This is a genomic window from Oceanicella actignis, assembly GCF_008124525.1.
Classification (GTDB): Bacteria; Pseudomonadota; Alphaproteobacteria; order Rhodobacterales; family Rhodobacteraceae; genus Oceanicella; species Oceanicella actignis.
Map to the genome: position 1 here is coordinate 36,888 of NZ_VNHJ01000011.1, position 15,424 is coordinate 52,311.

General features: G+C 74.9%; 13 protein-coding genes. 8 read left to right on the top strand and 5 right to left on the bottom strand.

All coding sequences use genetic code 11. From position 1 onward, the window contains the following. Positions 1–32 precede the first annotated feature (32 nt). The 3 genes from pyrH to rpsB form a co-directional block, all read right to left on the bottom strand. Positions 33–833: a UMP kinase gene (pyrH, locus tag LY05_RS13570; RefSeq protein ID WP_083581598.1), complete on the bottom strand. Its 801-nt coding sequence runs from the start codon at positions 831–833 to the stop codon at positions 33–35. A gap of 186 nt (positions 834–1,019) precedes the next feature. Beyond that, positions 1,020–1,913, bottom strand: coding sequence for a translation elongation factor Ts (gene tsf, locus LY05_RS13575; protein WP_072748365.1), 894 nt, complete (start codon positions 1,911–1,913; stop codon positions 1,020–1,022). Positions 1,914–2,069: 156 nt separating this feature from the next. Next, the gene (gene rpsB / locus LY05_RS13580) at positions 2,070–2,867 is read right to left on the bottom strand and encodes a 30S ribosomal protein S2 (protein ID WP_148923518.1); all 798 of its coding nucleotides are present in this window, start codon (positions 2,865–2,867) and stop codon (positions 2,070–2,072) included. A gap of 348 nt (positions 2,868–3,215) precedes the next feature. Here rpsB and LY05_RS13585 point away from each other — a divergent pair, with 348 nt between their 5' ends. From LY05_RS13585 to nusB, 7 genes are all read left to right on the top strand, one after another. Further along, the gene (locus LY05_RS13585; RefSeq protein WP_148923519.1) at positions 3,216–4,412 is read left to right on the top strand and encodes a PfkB family carbohydrate kinase; all 1,197 of its coding nucleotides are present in this window, start codon (positions 3,216–3,218) and stop codon (positions 4,410–4,412) included. Continuing rightward, positions 4,409–5,359 carry a pseudouridine-5'-phosphate glycosidase gene (locus LY05_RS13590; protein WP_148923520.1) on the top strand — a complete coding sequence of 317 codons (951 nt, stop codon included), beginning with the start codon at positions 4,409–4,411 and terminating at the stop codon, positions 5,357–5,359. Before LY05_RS13585 ends, LY05_RS13590 begins: the two co-directional genes overlap by 4 nt. A 524-nt stretch (positions 5,360–5,883) precedes the next feature. Beyond that, entirely contained in the window at positions 5,884–6,921 is a 1,038-nt protein-coding gene (gene miaA, locus LY05_RS13595) for a tRNA (adenosine(37)-N6)-dimethylallyltransferase MiaA (protein ID WP_148923521.1), read from the top strand. Between the two features lie 354 nt (positions 6,922–7,275). Next, a complete protein-coding gene (locus LY05_RS13600; RefSeq protein WP_148923522.1) occupies positions 7,276–7,878 on the top strand; it encodes a riboflavin synthase in 603 nt (200 codons plus the stop codon). Between the two features lie 340 nt (positions 7,879–8,218). Further along, positions 8,219–9,337 carry a 3,4-dihydroxy-2-butanone-4-phosphate synthase gene (ribB, locus tag LY05_RS13605; RefSeq protein ID WP_072748361.1) on the top strand — a complete coding sequence of 373 codons (1,119 nt, stop codon included), beginning with the start codon at positions 8,219–8,221 and terminating at the stop codon, positions 9,335–9,337. A gap of 1 nt (position 9,338) precedes the next feature. Further along, the gene (locus tag LY05_RS13610) at positions 9,339–9,878 is read left to right on the top strand and encodes a 6,7-dimethyl-8-ribityllumazine synthase (RefSeq protein WP_072748360.1); all 540 of its coding nucleotides are present in this window, start codon (positions 9,339–9,341) and stop codon (positions 9,876–9,878) included. Then, entirely contained in the window at positions 9,875–10,396 is a 522-nt protein-coding gene (gene nusB, locus LY05_RS13615; protein WP_148923523.1) for a transcription antitermination factor NusB, read from the top strand. Before LY05_RS13610 ends, nusB begins: the two co-directional genes overlap by 4 nt. Before the next feature lie 147 nt (positions 10,397–10,543). Here nusB and LY05_RS15570 read toward each other — a convergent pair whose 3' ends face one another. Continuing rightward, entirely contained in the window at positions 10,544–12,520 is a 1,977-nt protein-coding gene (locus LY05_RS15570; RefSeq protein WP_170259013.1) for a hypothetical protein, read from the bottom strand. 144 nt (positions 12,521–12,664) lie between these two features. Between LY05_RS15570 and LY05_RS13620 the strand changes: the two genes are divergently transcribed. After that, complete coding sequence (locus tag LY05_RS13620; protein WP_170259014.1) at positions 12,665–14,605, top strand: putative bifunctional diguanylate cyclase/phosphodiesterase; 1,941 nt, start codon at positions 12,665–12,667, stop codon at positions 14,603–14,605. A 336-nt stretch (positions 14,606–14,941) separates the two neighbouring features. Here LY05_RS13620 and LY05_RS13625 read toward each other — a convergent pair whose 3' ends face one another. Then, positions 14,942–15,406, bottom strand: coding sequence for a type II toxin-antitoxin system RatA family toxin (locus LY05_RS13625; RefSeq protein WP_072748382.1), 465 nt, complete (start codon positions 15,404–15,406; stop codon positions 14,942–14,944). Positions 15,407–15,424: the final 18 nt, after the last annotated feature.

Genomic DNA, 15,424 nt, shown 5'->3' on the forward strand with positions numbered 1-15,424 from the left:
TCCTGCTCCTGAAAGGATGGCGCGCGGCGCCGTCAGCCCTGCTCGACGATGGTGAAGCGGCCGCGCCCGCTCAGCACCTCGGCGAAGCCGCCCGGCTGATGCAGCGAGAACACCATCAGCGGCAGGTTGTTGTCGCGCGCAAGCGCGATGGCGGACGCGTCCATGATCTTGAGGTTGCGGGTCAGCACCTCGTCATAGGTGATGCGGTCGAAGCGCTTGGCGTCGGGATTCGTGCGCGGGTCGCTGTCATACACCCCGTCCACCTGCGTGCCCTTCATCAGCACGTCGCAGTTCATCTCCATCGCGCGCAGCGTGGCGGCGGTGTCGGTGGTGAAGTAGGGGTTGCCCGTGCCGGCGGCGAAGATGCACACGCGCCCCTTCTCAAGGTGGCGGATGGCGCGGCGGCGGATGTAGGGCTCGCAGATCTGGTCCATGGGAATGGCCGAGATGACGCGGGTGAACACCCCCATCCCCTCGAGCGCCGACTGCATGCCCAGCGCGTTCATCACCGTCGCCAGCATGCCCATGTAGTCGGCCGAGGCGCGCTCCATCCCCTGCGCCGAGCCCTGAAGCCCGCGGAAGATGTTGCCGCCCCCGATGACCAGGCAGATCTCGATGCCCAGATCATGCGCCTTCTTGACCTCGCGCGCGATGCGCTCGACCGTCGGCGGGTGCAGGCCGAAGCCCTGATCGCCCATCAGCGCCTCGCCCGAGATCTTGAGCAGCACGCGCGGCCAGACGGGGCGGGGGCGCGGCTCGGCCGGGACGGCGGCCGAGGGGGTCTGAGCGGCGGGGGACGGGTCGCGTTCCGACTGGGGGGTTTCCTGGGCCATGCGCGAGTCTCCCTGCTCGTGGGTTCGGGGCAATCTGTCCGAAGGGCGCAGGTCATGCAAGCCGCAATCCCCGCCCCCCGGGCCGACGCGCCGCCCGCGCCGGCGCGCGGGCGCGGGCGCGGGGCGGGCGCGAAAAGGCCCCGCCGCGACCAGCGCGCCGGGGCCGGGTTCGAAGCGGCGGCGTCTTCAGCCGCCCATGGTCTTGGCGACCTCGGCCGCGAAGTCCTCTTCCTGCTTCTCGATGCCCTCGCCGACCTGCACGCGCGCGAAGGCGACGATCTCGATGTCGGCGCCCGCTTCCTTGAGCGCCTTCTCGACCGTCAGATCCGGGTTGATGACGAAGCTCTGCTTGAGAAGGCACACCTCCTCGAAGAACTTGTTCATGCGCCCGACGATCATCTTCTCGATCACGTTCTCGGGCTTGCCGGATTCGCGGGCCTGCTCGGTCAGCACCTGCTTCTCGCGCTCGATCAGCGCGGGGTCGAGATCGGCCTCGGACAGCGCCGCGGGGTTGGTGGCGGCGACGTGCATGGCCACCTGGCGGCCGATGGCGGCCATGGCGTCCTTGTCCGAGCCCTTGAGCGCGACCAGCACGCCGATCTTGCCCAGCCCCTCGGCGACGGCGTTGTGCACGTACGAGGCGACCACGTCGCCCTCGACCGCGGCCATGCGGCGCACGGTCATGTTCTCGCCGATGGTGGCGACCTTGTCGGTCACCACGTCCTTGACCGACTTGCCGCCCAGATCGGCGGCCAGCAGGGCCTCGACGTCGGCGGCGTCCAGCGCGGCGGCGGCGATGTCGGACACCATCTTCTGGAACTCGGCGTTGCGGGCCACGAAATCGGTCTCGGAGTTGACCTCGACGGCCACGCCCTTGCCGTCCTTGACGGCCACGCCCACCAGCCCCTCGGCGGCGGTGCGGCCCGACTTCTTGGCGGCCTTGGCCAGGCCCTTGGTGCGCAGCCAGTCGGTGGCCGCCTCGATGTCGCCGCCCGTCTCGGTCAGCGCCTTCTTGGCGTCCATCATGCCCGCGCCGGTCATGTCGCGCAGCTGTTTCACGAGTGCAGCGGTGATCGCCATGGATCGTCTCCTCGGTCCGTCGGGCCGGGCGCCGCGCGCGGCGGTCGCCCCGGACCCGGGAATGTCGAACGGGGCCCGCCCCCGCGCATGGGCGGCGGCGGGCCGATGAAGGTCATCTCGCGGTCCCGCGCCGCCCGGCGGCGGCGCGGACGGGCGTCAGGCCTGCGCCGCGGGCGCCTCGCCGGCGGGGGTCTCTTCGGCCGCGGGCAGGGCCTCTTCGATCGGGGCCTCTTCCAGCTCGCCGATGTCGAAGCCCGATTCGCCCATCTGCGCCGCCATGCCGTCGAGCGCGGCGCGCGCGACCAGGTCGCAGTAGAGCGCGATGGCGCGCGAGGCGTCGTCATTGCCCGGCACCGGGTAGTCGATGCCGACCGGGTCCGAGTTGGTGTCGAGGATCGCCACCACCGGGATGCCCAGCTTGCGCGCCTCGGCGACGGCCAGGGCCTCCTTGTTCGTGTCGATCACGAACAGCATGTCGGGCAGGCCGCCCATCTCGCGGATGCCGCCCAGCGAGGCCTGGAGCTTGTTGCGCTCGCGCTCCATCTGGAGGCGCTCCTTCTTGGTGAAGCCCTCGGCGCCGTTGTCCAGCTTCTCGTCCAGCTCGCGCAGACGGTTGATCGAGTTCGACACCGTCTTCCAGTTGGTCAGCGTGCCGCCCAGCCAGCGGTGGTTCATGTAATACTGCGCGCAGCGCTCGGCGGCCTCGGCCACCAGCGGCGCGGCCTGGCGCTTGGTGCCCACGAACAGCACGCGCCCGCCCTTGGCGACGGTGTCGCGCACGGCCTGCAGCGCCGCGTCCAGCATCGGCACGGTCTGCGTCAGGTCGATGATGTGGATGCCGTTGCGCGCGCCGTAGATGTAGGGCGCCATGCGCGGGTTCCAGCGATGCGTCTGGTGGCCGAAGTGGACGCCGGCCTCGAGAAGCTGGCGAAGGGTGAATTCAGGCAGAGCCATGCTGCTTTCCTCTTTCCGGTTTGCGCCTCTGCGGGGGTAGAGCCTGAGCCCAACCGGCGGACCGTCCGGGATGTCTCCCCGTCCGGCCCAGGCCCCGCATGCGGGTTGAACGAGCGCCCAATACACCCTTGCCCGCGCCGACGCAACCTTGCGGCGCCCATGCGCGGCCCGCGGCGCCGGCCCCGAGTCGATCCCGAGTCGATCCCGAGTCGATCGCCGCGTCCGGGACGCGCCGGCGCCCGGGCGCGGGCCGTCGGCGCCCAACCGGCCCGGGGCTCTTGCGCCCGCGCGCCGACTGCGGCATGACCCCGGACCCCGCCCCGCCCGGGGCCCGCTTCAGGAGCCGCCATGCCCCGCCCCGACCAGCCCGACGCGCCGCGCGGCGCCCTGACGCTGTGCATCGGCGCCGCGCATTGGGATCTGATCGGCCGCCCCGAGACATCGGCGGGCGCGGCGGGCGGCGACGCCGCCCTCGGCCCTGCGGCGGGCGACCACTCCGGCGGCGCGTCGAACGCGGCGCGGCGCCCGGCCGCCGATGCGGCGCGCGACGCCCTGCTCCATGCCCGGCCCGATGCGCCGCGCGCCCTGCCCCCTGCGCCGCCCGCCGCCCCCGACGCGCGGCCCGACGCCCCCGACGCGCCGCCGGCCCTGTCCGGCGCACGGCCCGAGGCACGGCCCGAGGCCCCGCTCGCCGCCCCGCTCGCCCCGGGGGCCGACCTGCCCGGGCGCGTGCTGCGCCGGCCGGGGGGCGTGGCGCTGAACATCGCCGTCGCGCTGGCCGCGCAGGGCCGCCCCGCCGCCCTGCTCGCCGCCGTCGGCCGCGACGCCCCGGCCGACGAGCTGGAGCGCTGGCTTGCGGCGCGCGCCGTCGCGGCGCATCTGGCGCGGACCGACGCGCCCACGGGCGTCTATCTGGCCATCGAGGACGCGCGCGGCGCGCTCTTCGCCGCGGTGGCCGATCTGCCGGGCTGCGCGGCGCTGACGCCCGAGGCGCTCGCGGCCGCCATCGCCGCCGCGCCGGGCGCGACGGGCGCCGCTTGCTGGCTGGCCGAGGCCAACCTGCCCGCCGACAGCCTGGCGGCGCTGGCCCGGCGGGCCGCGCGGCCGCCCCTGGCGCTGGTCGCCGCCTCGCCGGCCAAGGCGGCGCGGCTGCGCGCGGCGCTGGCGCAGGGCCTGCGCGCACGCAGGACCGGCGGGGCCGGCGTGTGGCTGGTCTCGGCCAACCGCGCCGAGGCCGAAGCCCTGGCCGGCCGCCCCCTTGCCGACGCGCCCGAGGCCGCCCGCGCGCTGCGCGACATGGGCGCGGACGAGGCGCTGGTCACCGACGGGCCGCGCGCCGCGGCGGTCTTGACGGCGGCGGGCGAGAGCGCAAGCCTGACTCCGCCGCCGCTCGGCCATGACCGGCGCGCGCGCCTCGTCACCGGCGCGGGCGACGCGCTGACCGCCGCCTACGTCCATGCGCGCCTTTGCGCCGAACCGCCCGACCGCGCCCTGGCCAGAGGCCTGGCCGCCGCCCGCGCCCTGCTCGAGGAGACCGCACCATGAGCGCACGCCCGCCCCTGCCCCGCCGCCAGCACGCCGCGCCGCCGCTGGCCTTCTCGCCCGAGGTCGCCGCCGCGCTGGAGCAGGGCCAGCCCGTGGTGGCGCTCGAAAGCACCATCATCACCCACGGCATGCCCTGGCCGCGCAATCTCGAGGTCGCGCGCGAGGTCGAGGACGAGGTGCGCGCCGCCGGCGCCGTTCCGGCCACCATCGCCGTGCGCCGCGGCGAGATCCGCGTGGGCCTCAAGCCCGCGGCGATGGAGGCGCTGGCGCGCGAGGAGGGGGCGCTCAAGCTCAGCCGCGCGGACCTGGCCGCGGCGCTGGCGTCGGGAGCGACCGGCTCGACCACCGTGGCGGCGACCATGATCTGCGCCCGCCTCGCGGGGATCGAGGTCTTCGCCACCGGCGGCATCGGCGGCGTGCATCGCGGCGCCGAGCGCAGCTTCGACATCTCGGCCGACCTGACCGAGCTGGGGCGCACCGCGGTGACCGTGGTCGCGGCCGGGGCGAAGGCGATCCTGGACCTGCCGCGCACGCTCGAGGTGCTCGAGACCCAGGGCGTGCCCGTGATCGGCTACGGCACCGACGCCTTCCCCGCCTTCTGGTCGCGCGAGAGCGGCCTGCGCGCCCCGCTGCGCATGGACAGGCCCGAGCAGATCGCCGCCGCCCACCGCATGCGCGCGCGGCTCGGGCTCGAGGGCGGGCAGCTGGTCGCCAACCCGATCCCGCCCGAGCACGAGATCCCCGCCGAGCGGCTCGACCCGCTCATCGCCCAGGCCGCCGCCGAGGCCGAGGCGCAGGGCGTGACGGGCAAGGCGGTCACGCCCTTCATGCTCGGCCGCATCCTCGAGCTGACCGGCGGCGACAGCCTCGAGGCCAACGGCGCGCTGGTGCGCGCCAACGCCCGCCTCGGCGCGCAGATCGCCGCGGCGCTCGCCGCGCTGGACTGATGCCCCGAGAAGAGGGCGCGCCCGCCCCGGGCGCGGAGGGCGGCGCGCGGGACGGGGCTGCGGATGGGGCGCCGGGCGCGGCGCGGGACAGGACTGACGTCGGGGCTGACGGCGGGGCTCACGGCGGGGCTCACGGCGGGGCTGACGGCGGGGCCAAGACCCAGGCGCCGGACGAAGCGCACAGCGCAACGCGGGAGCGACCGCAGGACGCGAAACCGCGCGGCGCGCATGCCGGGGCGCCTGACGGGGCCGCGGGCGGGGCCGCGAACGGGGCTGAGAACCCGGCGCCGGACGGGGCCCGCGGCGGAACGCCGGAACGGCCGCAGGACGCGGAGCGGCGCGGCGCGCATGCCGGAGCGCCTGACGGGGCCGCGGGCGCGGCTGCGAACGGGGCCGAGAGCCGCGCGCCGGACGAAGCGCGCAGCGGGACGCCGGAACGGTCGCAGGAGGCGGAGCGGCGCGGCGCGCGGGACGGTGCTGCGGATGGGGCGCTCGGCGGGGCGCGGCAACGGGCGCTTGCCGAGATGCCCAGGGCGGCGCGGCAAGGCGCACAGGCGGCGCAGCAAGGCGCGCAAGCGGCGCGGCGAGGCGCACAGGCGGCGCAGCAAAGCGCGCAGGCGGCGCATCTGCCCGCGCCGCTGTCCGAGGCGGCGCTGGCCCTGCGTCCGGTGCTGGTCGCCGGGCCCACCGCCTCGGGCAAGTCGGCGCTGGCGCTGGCGCTGGCCGAGCGGTTGAATGGCTGCGTCATCAACGCCGACGCCATCCAGGTCTATGCGGGCTGGCGGGTGCTCTCGGCCCGGCCCTCGGCGGATGACGAGGCGCGCGCGCCGCACAAGCTCTACGGCCATGTCCCGATGCAGGACGCCCATTCGACCGGCCGCTGGCTGGCCGAGGCCGCCCGCGCCATCGAGGACTGCGCCCGCCGCGGGCTGACGCCCATCGTCGTCGGCGGCACGGGGCTCTACTTCGCCGCGCTCACCCAGGGGCTGGCGCCCATTCCCCCGACCCCGCCCGAGATCCGCGCCCGCGTCGAGGCCCTGTTCGCCCGGGGCGGCGCCGCGGCGCTGCGCGAGGCCTTGGCCGCGCGCGATCCCGACACGCTGGCGCGGATCGACGCGCGCAACCCCATGCGGCTGATGCGCGCGCTCGAGGCGCTCGAGACCACGGGCCTCGGCCTGTCGGCGCTTCAGGCGCGCACCCCGCCGCCGCCCCTGCCGCCCGAGCGCGCGCGCCTCGTGCGGCTGATGCCCGAGCGCGAGGCCCTTTACGCGCGCATCGAGGCCCGCTTCGACGCCATGCTGGCCGAGGGCGCGCTGGACGAGGCCGCGGCCGCGGCCGCCCTCGACCCGCCCGCCTCGGCGCAGGCGATGAACGCCATCGGCGCGCGCGAGCTCATCGCCCATCTGCACGGCCGCATGACCCTGGACGAGGCCCGCGCGCGCGCCGTGCAGGCGACCCGCAACTACGCCAAGCGGCAGCTGACCTGGCTGCGCAACCGCATGCGCACCTGGCCCGCCGCCCCGGACGCCCGGACCGCGCTGGCGCTTGTGCAGAAGAGCTGAGGCGCTATCGGCCGGAGGCCGCGCCCCGGCGGCGCAAGGCCGGGCCGCCCCTCCGACCGGCAAGCGCCGCCCCGAGGTGCGCCGAGGGAAACGGCCCAAGAGCGACCACGGGATGCGCACGCCCCCACGCCCGCGGCAAGGCGCGCGGCCCAGGCCCGGCGCGGCGGCCGGCGACAAGCCGCGCCCATGCCCGAAGCGCAGGGCGAAGGGCGCGCGGCGCATCCGCGGCCCGGGCGCCCGCGCGGCGCCGGCGCCTCTTGCCCTGACCGCGCCGGCGCACTACCCCTTGCCGCGGAACCGTCGCGCCGGCCGCCGGCGCAGCCCCGCCGCGGGCGCAACGACAAGGAGCCCGACATGTTCACTGGCATCGTCACCGATCTGGGCGAGATCGCCGCCGTCGAGCGGCGCGCGGGCGACATGCGCGCGCGAATCCTGTGCGATCCGCGCATCGCCGCGGCCGACATCGGCGCCTCGATCGCCTGCGACGGCGTGTGCCTGACCGTCGTCGCCCATGGGCGCGAGGGCGAACGCGGCTGGTTCGAGGCCGACGTCTCGGCCGAGACGCTGGCGCGCACCAATCTGGGGCGCTGGACTCCGGGCCGGCGCGTGAATCTCGAACGCGCGCTGCGCGTGGGCGACGAGCTGGGCGGGCATATCGTCTCGGGGCATGTGGACGGGCTGGCGCGCATCGAGTCCATGACCCCCGACGGCGACTCGACGCGCGTGCGCCTGACCGCCCCCCACGCGCTGGCCCGCTTCATCGCGCCCAAGGGATCGGTGGCGCTGAACGGCGTCTCGCTGACGGTGAACGAGGTCGAGGGCGACTCGTTCGGCGTCAACATCATCCCCCACACGCGCGAGCGCACCACCTGGTCCGAGGCGCGCCCCGGCGACGAGGCGAATCTGGAGATCGACACCCTCGCGCGCTATGTCGCGCGCCTGGCCGAGGCCGGCTGAGCCGCCCCGCCGGCGCGCATCCGGCCGCCAGGGGCGCCGCCCCGGCCCGCCGCCCCGACCCGCCGCCCCGCCCCGCCGATCCCCGCGAAGCCCCCTCGGCCCGTCTTGCGCGGCGCCGGCGCGCGGCCGGGACCGTCCCCCGGCGGCGGCCCGCGCGGGGCGATAGGTTCTGGCCTTCGCCCGCGCGCCGCGCTATCTGGCCCTGACCGGGCCGCGCGCCGCGCCGGGACGCGGCCCGACACGACCGCCCAGGACCGACGCCCGACACGACCGCCCAGGACCAACGCCCGAGACCGACGCCCGAGACCGACGCCCGAGACCACCGAAGGATCCGCGCCCCATGACCGCCGACGACCTGCGCTCCGCCATCTCTCCGATCGAGGAGATCATCGAGGACGCCCGCAACGGGCGCATGTTCATCCTTGTCGATCACGAGGACCGCGAGAACGAGGGCGACCTGGTCATCCCCGCCCAGATGGCAACGCCCGAGGCCATCAACTTCATGGCCAAGCACGGGCGCGGCCTGATCTGCCTGGCGATGACGGGCGAGCGGCTCGACAAGCTCGGCCTGCCGATGATGGCGGCGTCGAATCAGTCGCGCCACGAGACCGCCTTCACCACCTCGATCGAGGCGCGCGAGGGCGTGACCACCGGCATCTCGGCCCATGACCGCGCGCGCACCATCGCCGTGGCCATCGATCCCCAGAGCGGCCCGCAGGACATCGCCACCCCCGGCCACGTCTTCCCGCTGCGCGCGCGCGAGGGCGGCGTGCTGGTGCGCGCGGGCCATACCGAGGCGGCGGTGGACGTGGCGCGGCTGGCCGGGCTCAACCCCTCGGGCGTGATCTGCGAGATCATGAACGACGACGGCACCATGGCCCGCCTGCCCGACCTCGTGGAGTTCGCGCGCAAGCATGGGCTCAAGATCGGCGCGATCTCGGACCTGATCGCCTATCGCCGCCGCCACGACCACCTGGTGCGCGAAACCGCCGTGCGTCCGGTGCGCTCGCTGCATGGCGGAGACTGGCTGCTGCACGTCTTCACCAACGAGCTCGACGGCGCCGAGCACCTGGCGCTGACCAAGGGCGACCTGTCCGACGGCGGCCCGGTCATGGTGCGCATGCATGTCGAGAACCCGATCGACGACCTCTTCGCCATCCATCCCGAGCGCCACGGCCAGCTCCAGGGCGCCATGCGCATGATCGCCGCCGAGGGGCGCGGCGCGGTGGTGCTGCTGCGCCCGCGCGCGCCCGGCGCGCTGACGGCGCAGGTGCTGGGGCGCGACGGCCACGCCGCCGGCGCGCTGCGCGAATACGGCGTCGGGGCGCAGATCCTCGGCGCGCTCGGCGTCGCCGAGATGATCCTGCTGACCAATTCGCCCGCGCCCAAGGTCATCGGGCTCGAAGGCTACGGGCTGTCGATCGTCCGCACCCAACCCATCGCGAGCAAGGAAGACTGACATGGCCTCGCATGAAGAGCACGGCGCCCTTCCCGCGCCCCGGCTGAGCCCCGCGCCGCGCGTGCTGATCGTGGCGGCGCCCTTCTACCGCCGCATCGCCGACGACCTGATCGCGGGCGCGCGCGCCGCGCTCGAGGCGGCCGGCGCGACGCATGAGCTGGTCGAGGTGCCCGGCGCGCTCGAGATCCCCACCGCCATCCGCCTGGCCGCGCGCGCCGGGCGCTTCGACGGCTTCGTGGCGCTGGGCTGCGTCATCCGCGGCGAGACGACCCATTACGAGACCGTGTGCAACGACAGCTCGCGCGGGCTGACGCTGCTCGGGCTCGAGGGGCTGTGCATCGGCAACGGCATCCTGACGGTCGAGAACATGGCCCAGGCCGAGGTCCGCGCCGACCCCGCGCGCATGAACAAGGGCGGCGGCGCGGCCGAGGCGGCGCTGCACCTCATCGCGCTGGCGCGCCGCTTCCGCCCCGCCCGCATCGGCGAGGGCGTGCAGATCGCGCAAGCGGCCGGCGGGCCGGACGCGGAGGGGCTGGCATGAGCGCCCCGATCGACGCCCCCGAGCCCCCCGCCGCGCCCGAGGATCGCCCCGATCCGCGGCTCGAGCGGCGCCTCGCCCGCTCGGCGGCGCGGCTCGCGGCGGTGCAGGCGCTGTTCCAGATGGAGGCCACCGGCGCCGACATGCGCGCCGTGCAGGCCGAGTTCGAGACCCACCGCCTCGGCCAGCGCATCGACGACGTCGAATATCGCGAGGCCGACATCGCCCTGTTCCGCTCGCTTCTGGCCGGCGCGGTGACGCGGCAGATCGAGATCGACCAGATCACCGACCAGGCGCTGGTCGAGCGCTGGCCGCTGGGGCGCATCGACCCGACGCTGCGCGCGCTGTTCCGCGCCGCCGGCGCCGAGCTGCTGACCGGAAGCCGCACGCCGCACAAGGTCGTCATCAACGAATTCGTCGACGTCGCCAAGGCCTTCTATCCCGAGGGCAAAGAGGCGCGTTTCGTCAACGCGGTGCTCGACCACATGGCGCGCCGCATCCGCCCCGACGCCTTCGCCTGACGCGGGCGCGAGCGGGGGCCGGACGCGGCCGAGGACGCGGGCGCGCCCCCGGCGCCGCGCTCAACGCCCATCGGTCGTCTTCGCCGCCGCGCCCTCGGCGCGGCTGCGCCGCAGTCGCCGCGCGCGCCAAGGCGCGCAGGCAGGGGCTCAGCGCCCCTCGGCCGCGCGCGCCCCATCCTTCGCGGGCGCATCCCGAAAGACCTCGACCATGCCGAAGCCCGGCTGCGTCTCGGGCCCCGTCGGCCTTGCACGCAGGCCGGGCTGAAGCGAAAGGACGTAGGTCCAGAACAGTTCGTCCGCGAACACCCGCCGCCCCTCGTCGAACGCCCGGTCGATCGGCCGCCGATCCAGATCCAGCGCATCCCGCGTCGTGCGACGCAGATTGTAAAGCTGGCCGTGCCGCAGGAAACGGTCGGCGAAGCTTTGCGGGTGAAAGGTGAGCAGCAGCGCATCGTCGGGCAGATCCGAGTGCAAGGCGGCGAGCTGAACGGCCGCTTCGCGCCGTGCGAAGCTCATGCGCAGGTCGTAGAGATGCGCCGTGACCGCCCCCGCGACCACGCCCACGGCCGCCGCGCCCAGGGCGGCGCGGGCCGCGACGCGTCGCGCCGACGCGCCAAGCGGCGCCAACGCCGCGGCGCCGAACGCGGCCGCAGCCAGCCCCGCCTGCCTGGACAGCGACAGCATCGCATAGGGCGCCGCCGCGGCCCCGCTCGCAAGCCCGAAGGCCATCGAAGCCGCCGTCGCTCCCAGAACCGCCGCCGCCGTCAGGCGCAGCGCGCGGGGTTCGGGCCGCCCCGCGATCCGCGCAAGGCGCCGCGCCCCGACCGCCGCCGCCACCGCCGCGAAGGCCAGAGCCGGCGTCAGGTAGCGCATGTTGCTGGCCAGCCCCCCGTGCCATTCAAGCCAGACGAAAGGCGCGGCCCATGTCGCCAGCGCCAGCAGGCACAGCGCAACGCCCCGCCTCTCGGCGCCCGGCGCGGCCAGCGAAGGCAGCGCCGCCGCGCACAGCCCGATCCATGGCGCGCCTTGCAAGAGCGCCTTCTTGTAATGCCCGACGAAGGTCAGATAGCCCGCGGCGTCGCGCATGATGCGCGCCTCTTCGTCCGCGCGCGAATAGGCGCCGATGTCGATCAGGATCGCATGCGCGCCCTGCGCCGCCCGCGCCAACGCCGCCCACAGCGCGTGCGGCGCGGCCAGCGCCGCGCCCAGCCCCGCGGCGGCCAGAACGCCCAGGGCGGCCGCCATCGCCTTCCCCGGCGCCGCGCCGCGCGCGCGCAGCGCCCGCCAAAGCGTCGCCGCCCCCAGCGCCGACAGGACCGCCAGCGCCGGGCCCATATGCGCGGCAGGATCCACCCCGCCCTCGCGCCCCACGCCGTAGCTGACCGGGTTGAGCGTGCCGAAACGCTGGAAATTGGCCCATGAGGACAGCGCCAGAACCGGCGCCGCCCCGAGCGCTCCCCAGGCCAGCAGCGCAAGCGGCGCGCGCGCGCACAGCACGGCCCAGAGCAACAATGCCGGCGCAAGCAGGCCGACATCCAGCCGCATCGACAGCCCCACCGCGCCGATCAGCCCCGCCAAGGCCGCCCCGCGCGCCCGCGCCCGCCCCTCGCGCGCCTCGGCCTCGAAGAACAGCGCCGCCGAGACCGCCGCCGCGCCCGCGGACGCGCCATGCGGCCAGAGCCCGGTCGCGTATTCGACCAGATGACTGGCCAGCGCCAGCGTCGCGGCGGCCGCGAAGGCCCAGCGCCGATCCCCCAGCGTGCCAAGCGCCAGCCGCCAGCACCCCCACACCATCGCCAGCGCCCCCAGCGCGTTGACGACGAAGAACCCCCGCAGCCCCAGCAGCGCGTCGAACGGCGCCGCCAGCAGCGCAAAGCCCAACGGATATTGCGGCGTCAGCCCCCGCGGCCCCTCGACAAGGAACCAGAGCTTGAGCTCCTCGGCGCCGAGATCGGCGAAACCGTTGTCGAACACGGGCCAGGCGCCCTGCCAGATCCGGCGCGCGGAAACGATGTAGAAGAAATCGTCCACCGTGAATGGACCCGCCGGCGCCGCGGCCAGCGCCAGCCACAGCCAGAACGCCGCCAACGCGGCGAACGCCGCCGTCGTGAGTCTTTCGCTCATGCCCGCCCCGTCCAAGCAACGCCTGTTGGCGTCTTGTTTACGCCTTGTGCCGAGAATGTCCCGGAAACGCCGCGCGCGATAGAAGATCGCGGCTGCGGGGGTCAAGCCCGCCGCCCTGCCGCGCCCCTCGAAGGATCTTCTTGCGTGAGCAGACTGACCGCAACCCTCGTCGCAACCATGCTCGTCGTCGCCGTCTCGCTGAGCGGCGGCCTGTTCCTGGTGCGCCACCTCGGAGCGAAGGCCTTCGCGGCGCGGATCTGCGCGGAACAGATGGAAGCCGCGCTGGGCGCGGCCCAGGCGATGCGCGCGGACGTGGAGGAAATGAAATCGGCCGATGCGGGCGAGGCCCTTCGCGCGCGGCTCGGCGCTCATGCGCGCGAGGCGGCTGCGCGGCTCGGCGCCCTGTCCGCGGCCATGGCCGATCGCGACCCGAGCGATCCGCTCGCCCGCATCTACCTCGCGCGCGAGGACGGCGCCGCGGCGCTGGCGCGGCGTCTGCTCGATGGCGCGCAGGCCCCGGCGCCGGATGCGCTCGAGCGCGATCTGGACGCGCTCATCGCCCGGCTGGAACAGGCGCGCCCGATCCACCGGCAAGAGGCGGAGCGATCGCGATTCGCCGCGCGCGTCGCCTGGCACGGCGCGGCCCTCGGCGTGCCCGCGATCCTCGCCCTCCTGGCGGTGTTCGCGGTCGGCCCCGCCCTCAGCCGCATCGAGACCCGCGCGCGCCGGCTCGAGGAGGAAACCGCGCGCAGCATGCGCCTTGCCAATCTCGACCCCGTGACCGGCCTGGCCAATCGCCGCCGTCTGCTCAAGAGCGCAAGGGATCTGGCGACGCGCGCGGCGGCCGCAAGAACCGGCGTCGCGGCGCTGCGCATCGACATCGACCGCTTCCGCAGCCTCAACCAGGCCTGGGGGCACGCCGTCGCCGATCAGGTCCTTCGCCATGTCGCGCGCATCCTCCGCGCCGAGGCGCGCGCGGACGACGTGCTCGCCCGCGCCGGCGCGGACGAGTTCTACGTCATCGCCATGGGCGAGGATGCGGTCGAGCGCCTCAACCAGCTGGCCGAACGCGCCATCGCGCGCCTGGCCGAACCCATGGCGGCCGCGGACAGGTCGGTGGGCGAGATCCGCGTGGCAGCGCGGGCGGGGATCGCGGCGGCGCTGCCCAAGGCCGATCAGTCCGAGAGGACGGCCGAGCAGCTGCTCGTCTCGGCCGACGCGGCGCTGGCCGCCGCGAAGACCGCCCGGACGCGGATCGAGATCCTGTCCGATGGCGGGCGCGAGCAGATCGAGCGCCGCCGCCGCATGCTGTCCGAGCTGCGCGAAGCCATCGCGCAATCGCAGATCGAACCGTGGTTCCAGCCCCAGATCTGCGCGCGCACGGGCCGGACGCTGGGCTTCGAAAGCCTCATGCGCTGGCGCCATCCCGAACAGGGCGTTCTGGCGCCCGGGGCGTTCCTGGCCCTGGCCGAGGAAAGCGGTCTGATCGATCAGATGGGAGAGCTGTGCGCGCGCCGCGCCCTGGCGGCATGCGCCGCCTGGCGCGCCGAGGGGCTGTTCTCGGGCCGCGTCGCGCTCAACGTCTCGGCGCGCGAACTGCGCGACGCGCAATTCGTCGACAAGCTGGCCTGGGACGTCGAAGGCGCCGGCCTGCGCCCCGAGGACGTCGCCGTCGAGATCCTGGAATCGGCGCTGATCGACGACGATTCGGACCCGATCATCCGCAACGTCGCCGCGCTGGCCGCGGTCGGCTTCTCGATCGAGCTCGACGATTTCGGCACCGGCCACGCATCGATCTCGAACCTGCAGAAGTTCCGCGTCGACCGAATCAAGATCGATCGCGGCTTCATCTCGGGCCTCGACCGCTCGGCGCGCAAGCGCAAGCTGGCGGCGGCGATGATCGGCCTCGCGCGCTCGCTCGAGATCGAGGCGCTGGCCGAAGGCGTCGAAACCGCCGAGGAGCGGCGCATCCTGACCGAGATGGGCTGCGACCTGCTCCAGGGCTTCGGAATCGCCCGCCCCATGCCCGCCCACATGGCGCGCGCCTGGCTGCTCGGGCGCCGCCCCGCCGTCGCGGCGTCCTGAGCGCCGGCGCGGCGCCCGGGCGGCGGCGCATGCCGCGGCGCCCTGCGCCTGCGCGAACGCCCGGCGTGGCCCGCCCGCGCATGCGCATCGCCGCCCGCCGCCCCGCGGGTCTCCGGCGCGGGCCGGGCTCGCGACCCGCCCGCCGCAGACCATCCCTCGCCGGGCGCGGCGTCGGCGCCGCGCATGCGGGCCTTGCGGGCCGCGGCCGCATCCCTCGTCGACGCCGGAAAGGACGGCGCCGCCGATCGCCGGAGACGAATCTCCTGCGCGGATCGGCGAAGAACGGACCGCGACGGCGGCCAAGGAACCCGCCGCGCCGCGGCGGCGGCGCGCAGCCTAGAGCGCGCGGCGGCCGTAAAGCGCCTCGGCGCGGCTTTCGAAGGCGCGCACGATGCGCTGCATCGCCTCGTTGAACACCATCCCGATCAGCGCCTGCAGCACCGAGGAGCGGAACTCGAAATCGACGAAGAAATCGATCTCGCAGCTGCCCGGCTCGACCTCGACGAAGCGCCAGTGATTGCGCAGATGGCGAAAGGGGCCGTCCAGATACTCGACGTCGATGCGCCGCTCGTCGGGGCGCAGCGTCACGCGGCTGCCGAAGCGCTCGCGAAACACCTTGAACGAGATGACCAGGTCCGCTTCCATCACCTCGACGCCGGGCTCGTCGCCCGGCCGGCGCGAACGCACCCGCGCCGCCTCGCACCAGGGCAGGAACTCGGGATAGGATTTCACGTCGGCGATCAGCGCATACATCTCGGCCGCGGAGTAGGGAACGCGGCGCTTCTCGGCGTGAGTCGGCATGATGGCTCCGTGCGTGCG

Coding starts and splice junctions, on each gene's coding strand:
- pyrH (WP_083581598.1), bottom strand. CDS start 833: ATGGCCCAGGAAACCCCCCAGTCGGAACGCGACCCGTCCCCCGCCGCT.
- tsf (WP_072748365.1), bottom strand. CDS start 1,913: ATGGCGATCACCGCTGCACTCGTGAAACAGCTGCGCGACATGACCGGC.
- rpsB (WP_148923518.1), bottom strand. CDS start 2,867: ATGGCTCTGCCTGAATTCACCCTTCGCCAGCTTCTCGAGGCCGGCGTC.
- LY05_RS13585 (WP_148923519.1), top strand. CDS start 3,216: ATGCCCCGCCCCGACCAGCCCGACGCGCCGCGCGGCGCCCTGACGCTG.
- LY05_RS13590 (WP_148923520.1), top strand. CDS start 4,409: ATGAGCGCACGCCCGCCCCTGCCCCGCCGCCAGCACGCCGCGCCGCCG.
- miaA (WP_148923521.1), top strand. CDS start 5,884: ATGCCCAGGGCGGCGCGGCAAGGCGCACAGGCGGCGCAGCAAGGCGCG.
- LY05_RS13600 (WP_148923522.1), top strand. CDS start 7,276: ATGTTCACTGGCATCGTCACCGATCTGGGCGAGATCGCCGCCGTCGAG.
- ribB (WP_072748361.1), top strand. CDS start 8,219: ATGACCGCCGACGACCTGCGCTCCGCCATCTCTCCGATCGAGGAGATC.
- LY05_RS13610 (WP_072748360.1), top strand. CDS start 9,339: ATGGCCTCGCATGAAGAGCACGGCGCCCTTCCCGCGCCCCGGCTGAGC.
- nusB (WP_148923523.1), top strand. CDS start 9,875: ATGAGCGCCCCGATCGACGCCCCCGAGCCCCCCGCCGCGCCCGAGGAT.
- LY05_RS15570 (WP_170259013.1), bottom strand. CDS start 12,520: ATGAGCGAAAGACTCACGACGGCGGCGTTCGCCGCGTTGGCGGCGTTC.
- LY05_RS13625 (WP_072748382.1), bottom strand. CDS start 15,406: ATGCCGACTCACGCCGAGAAGCGCCGCGTTCCCTACTCCGCGGCCGAG.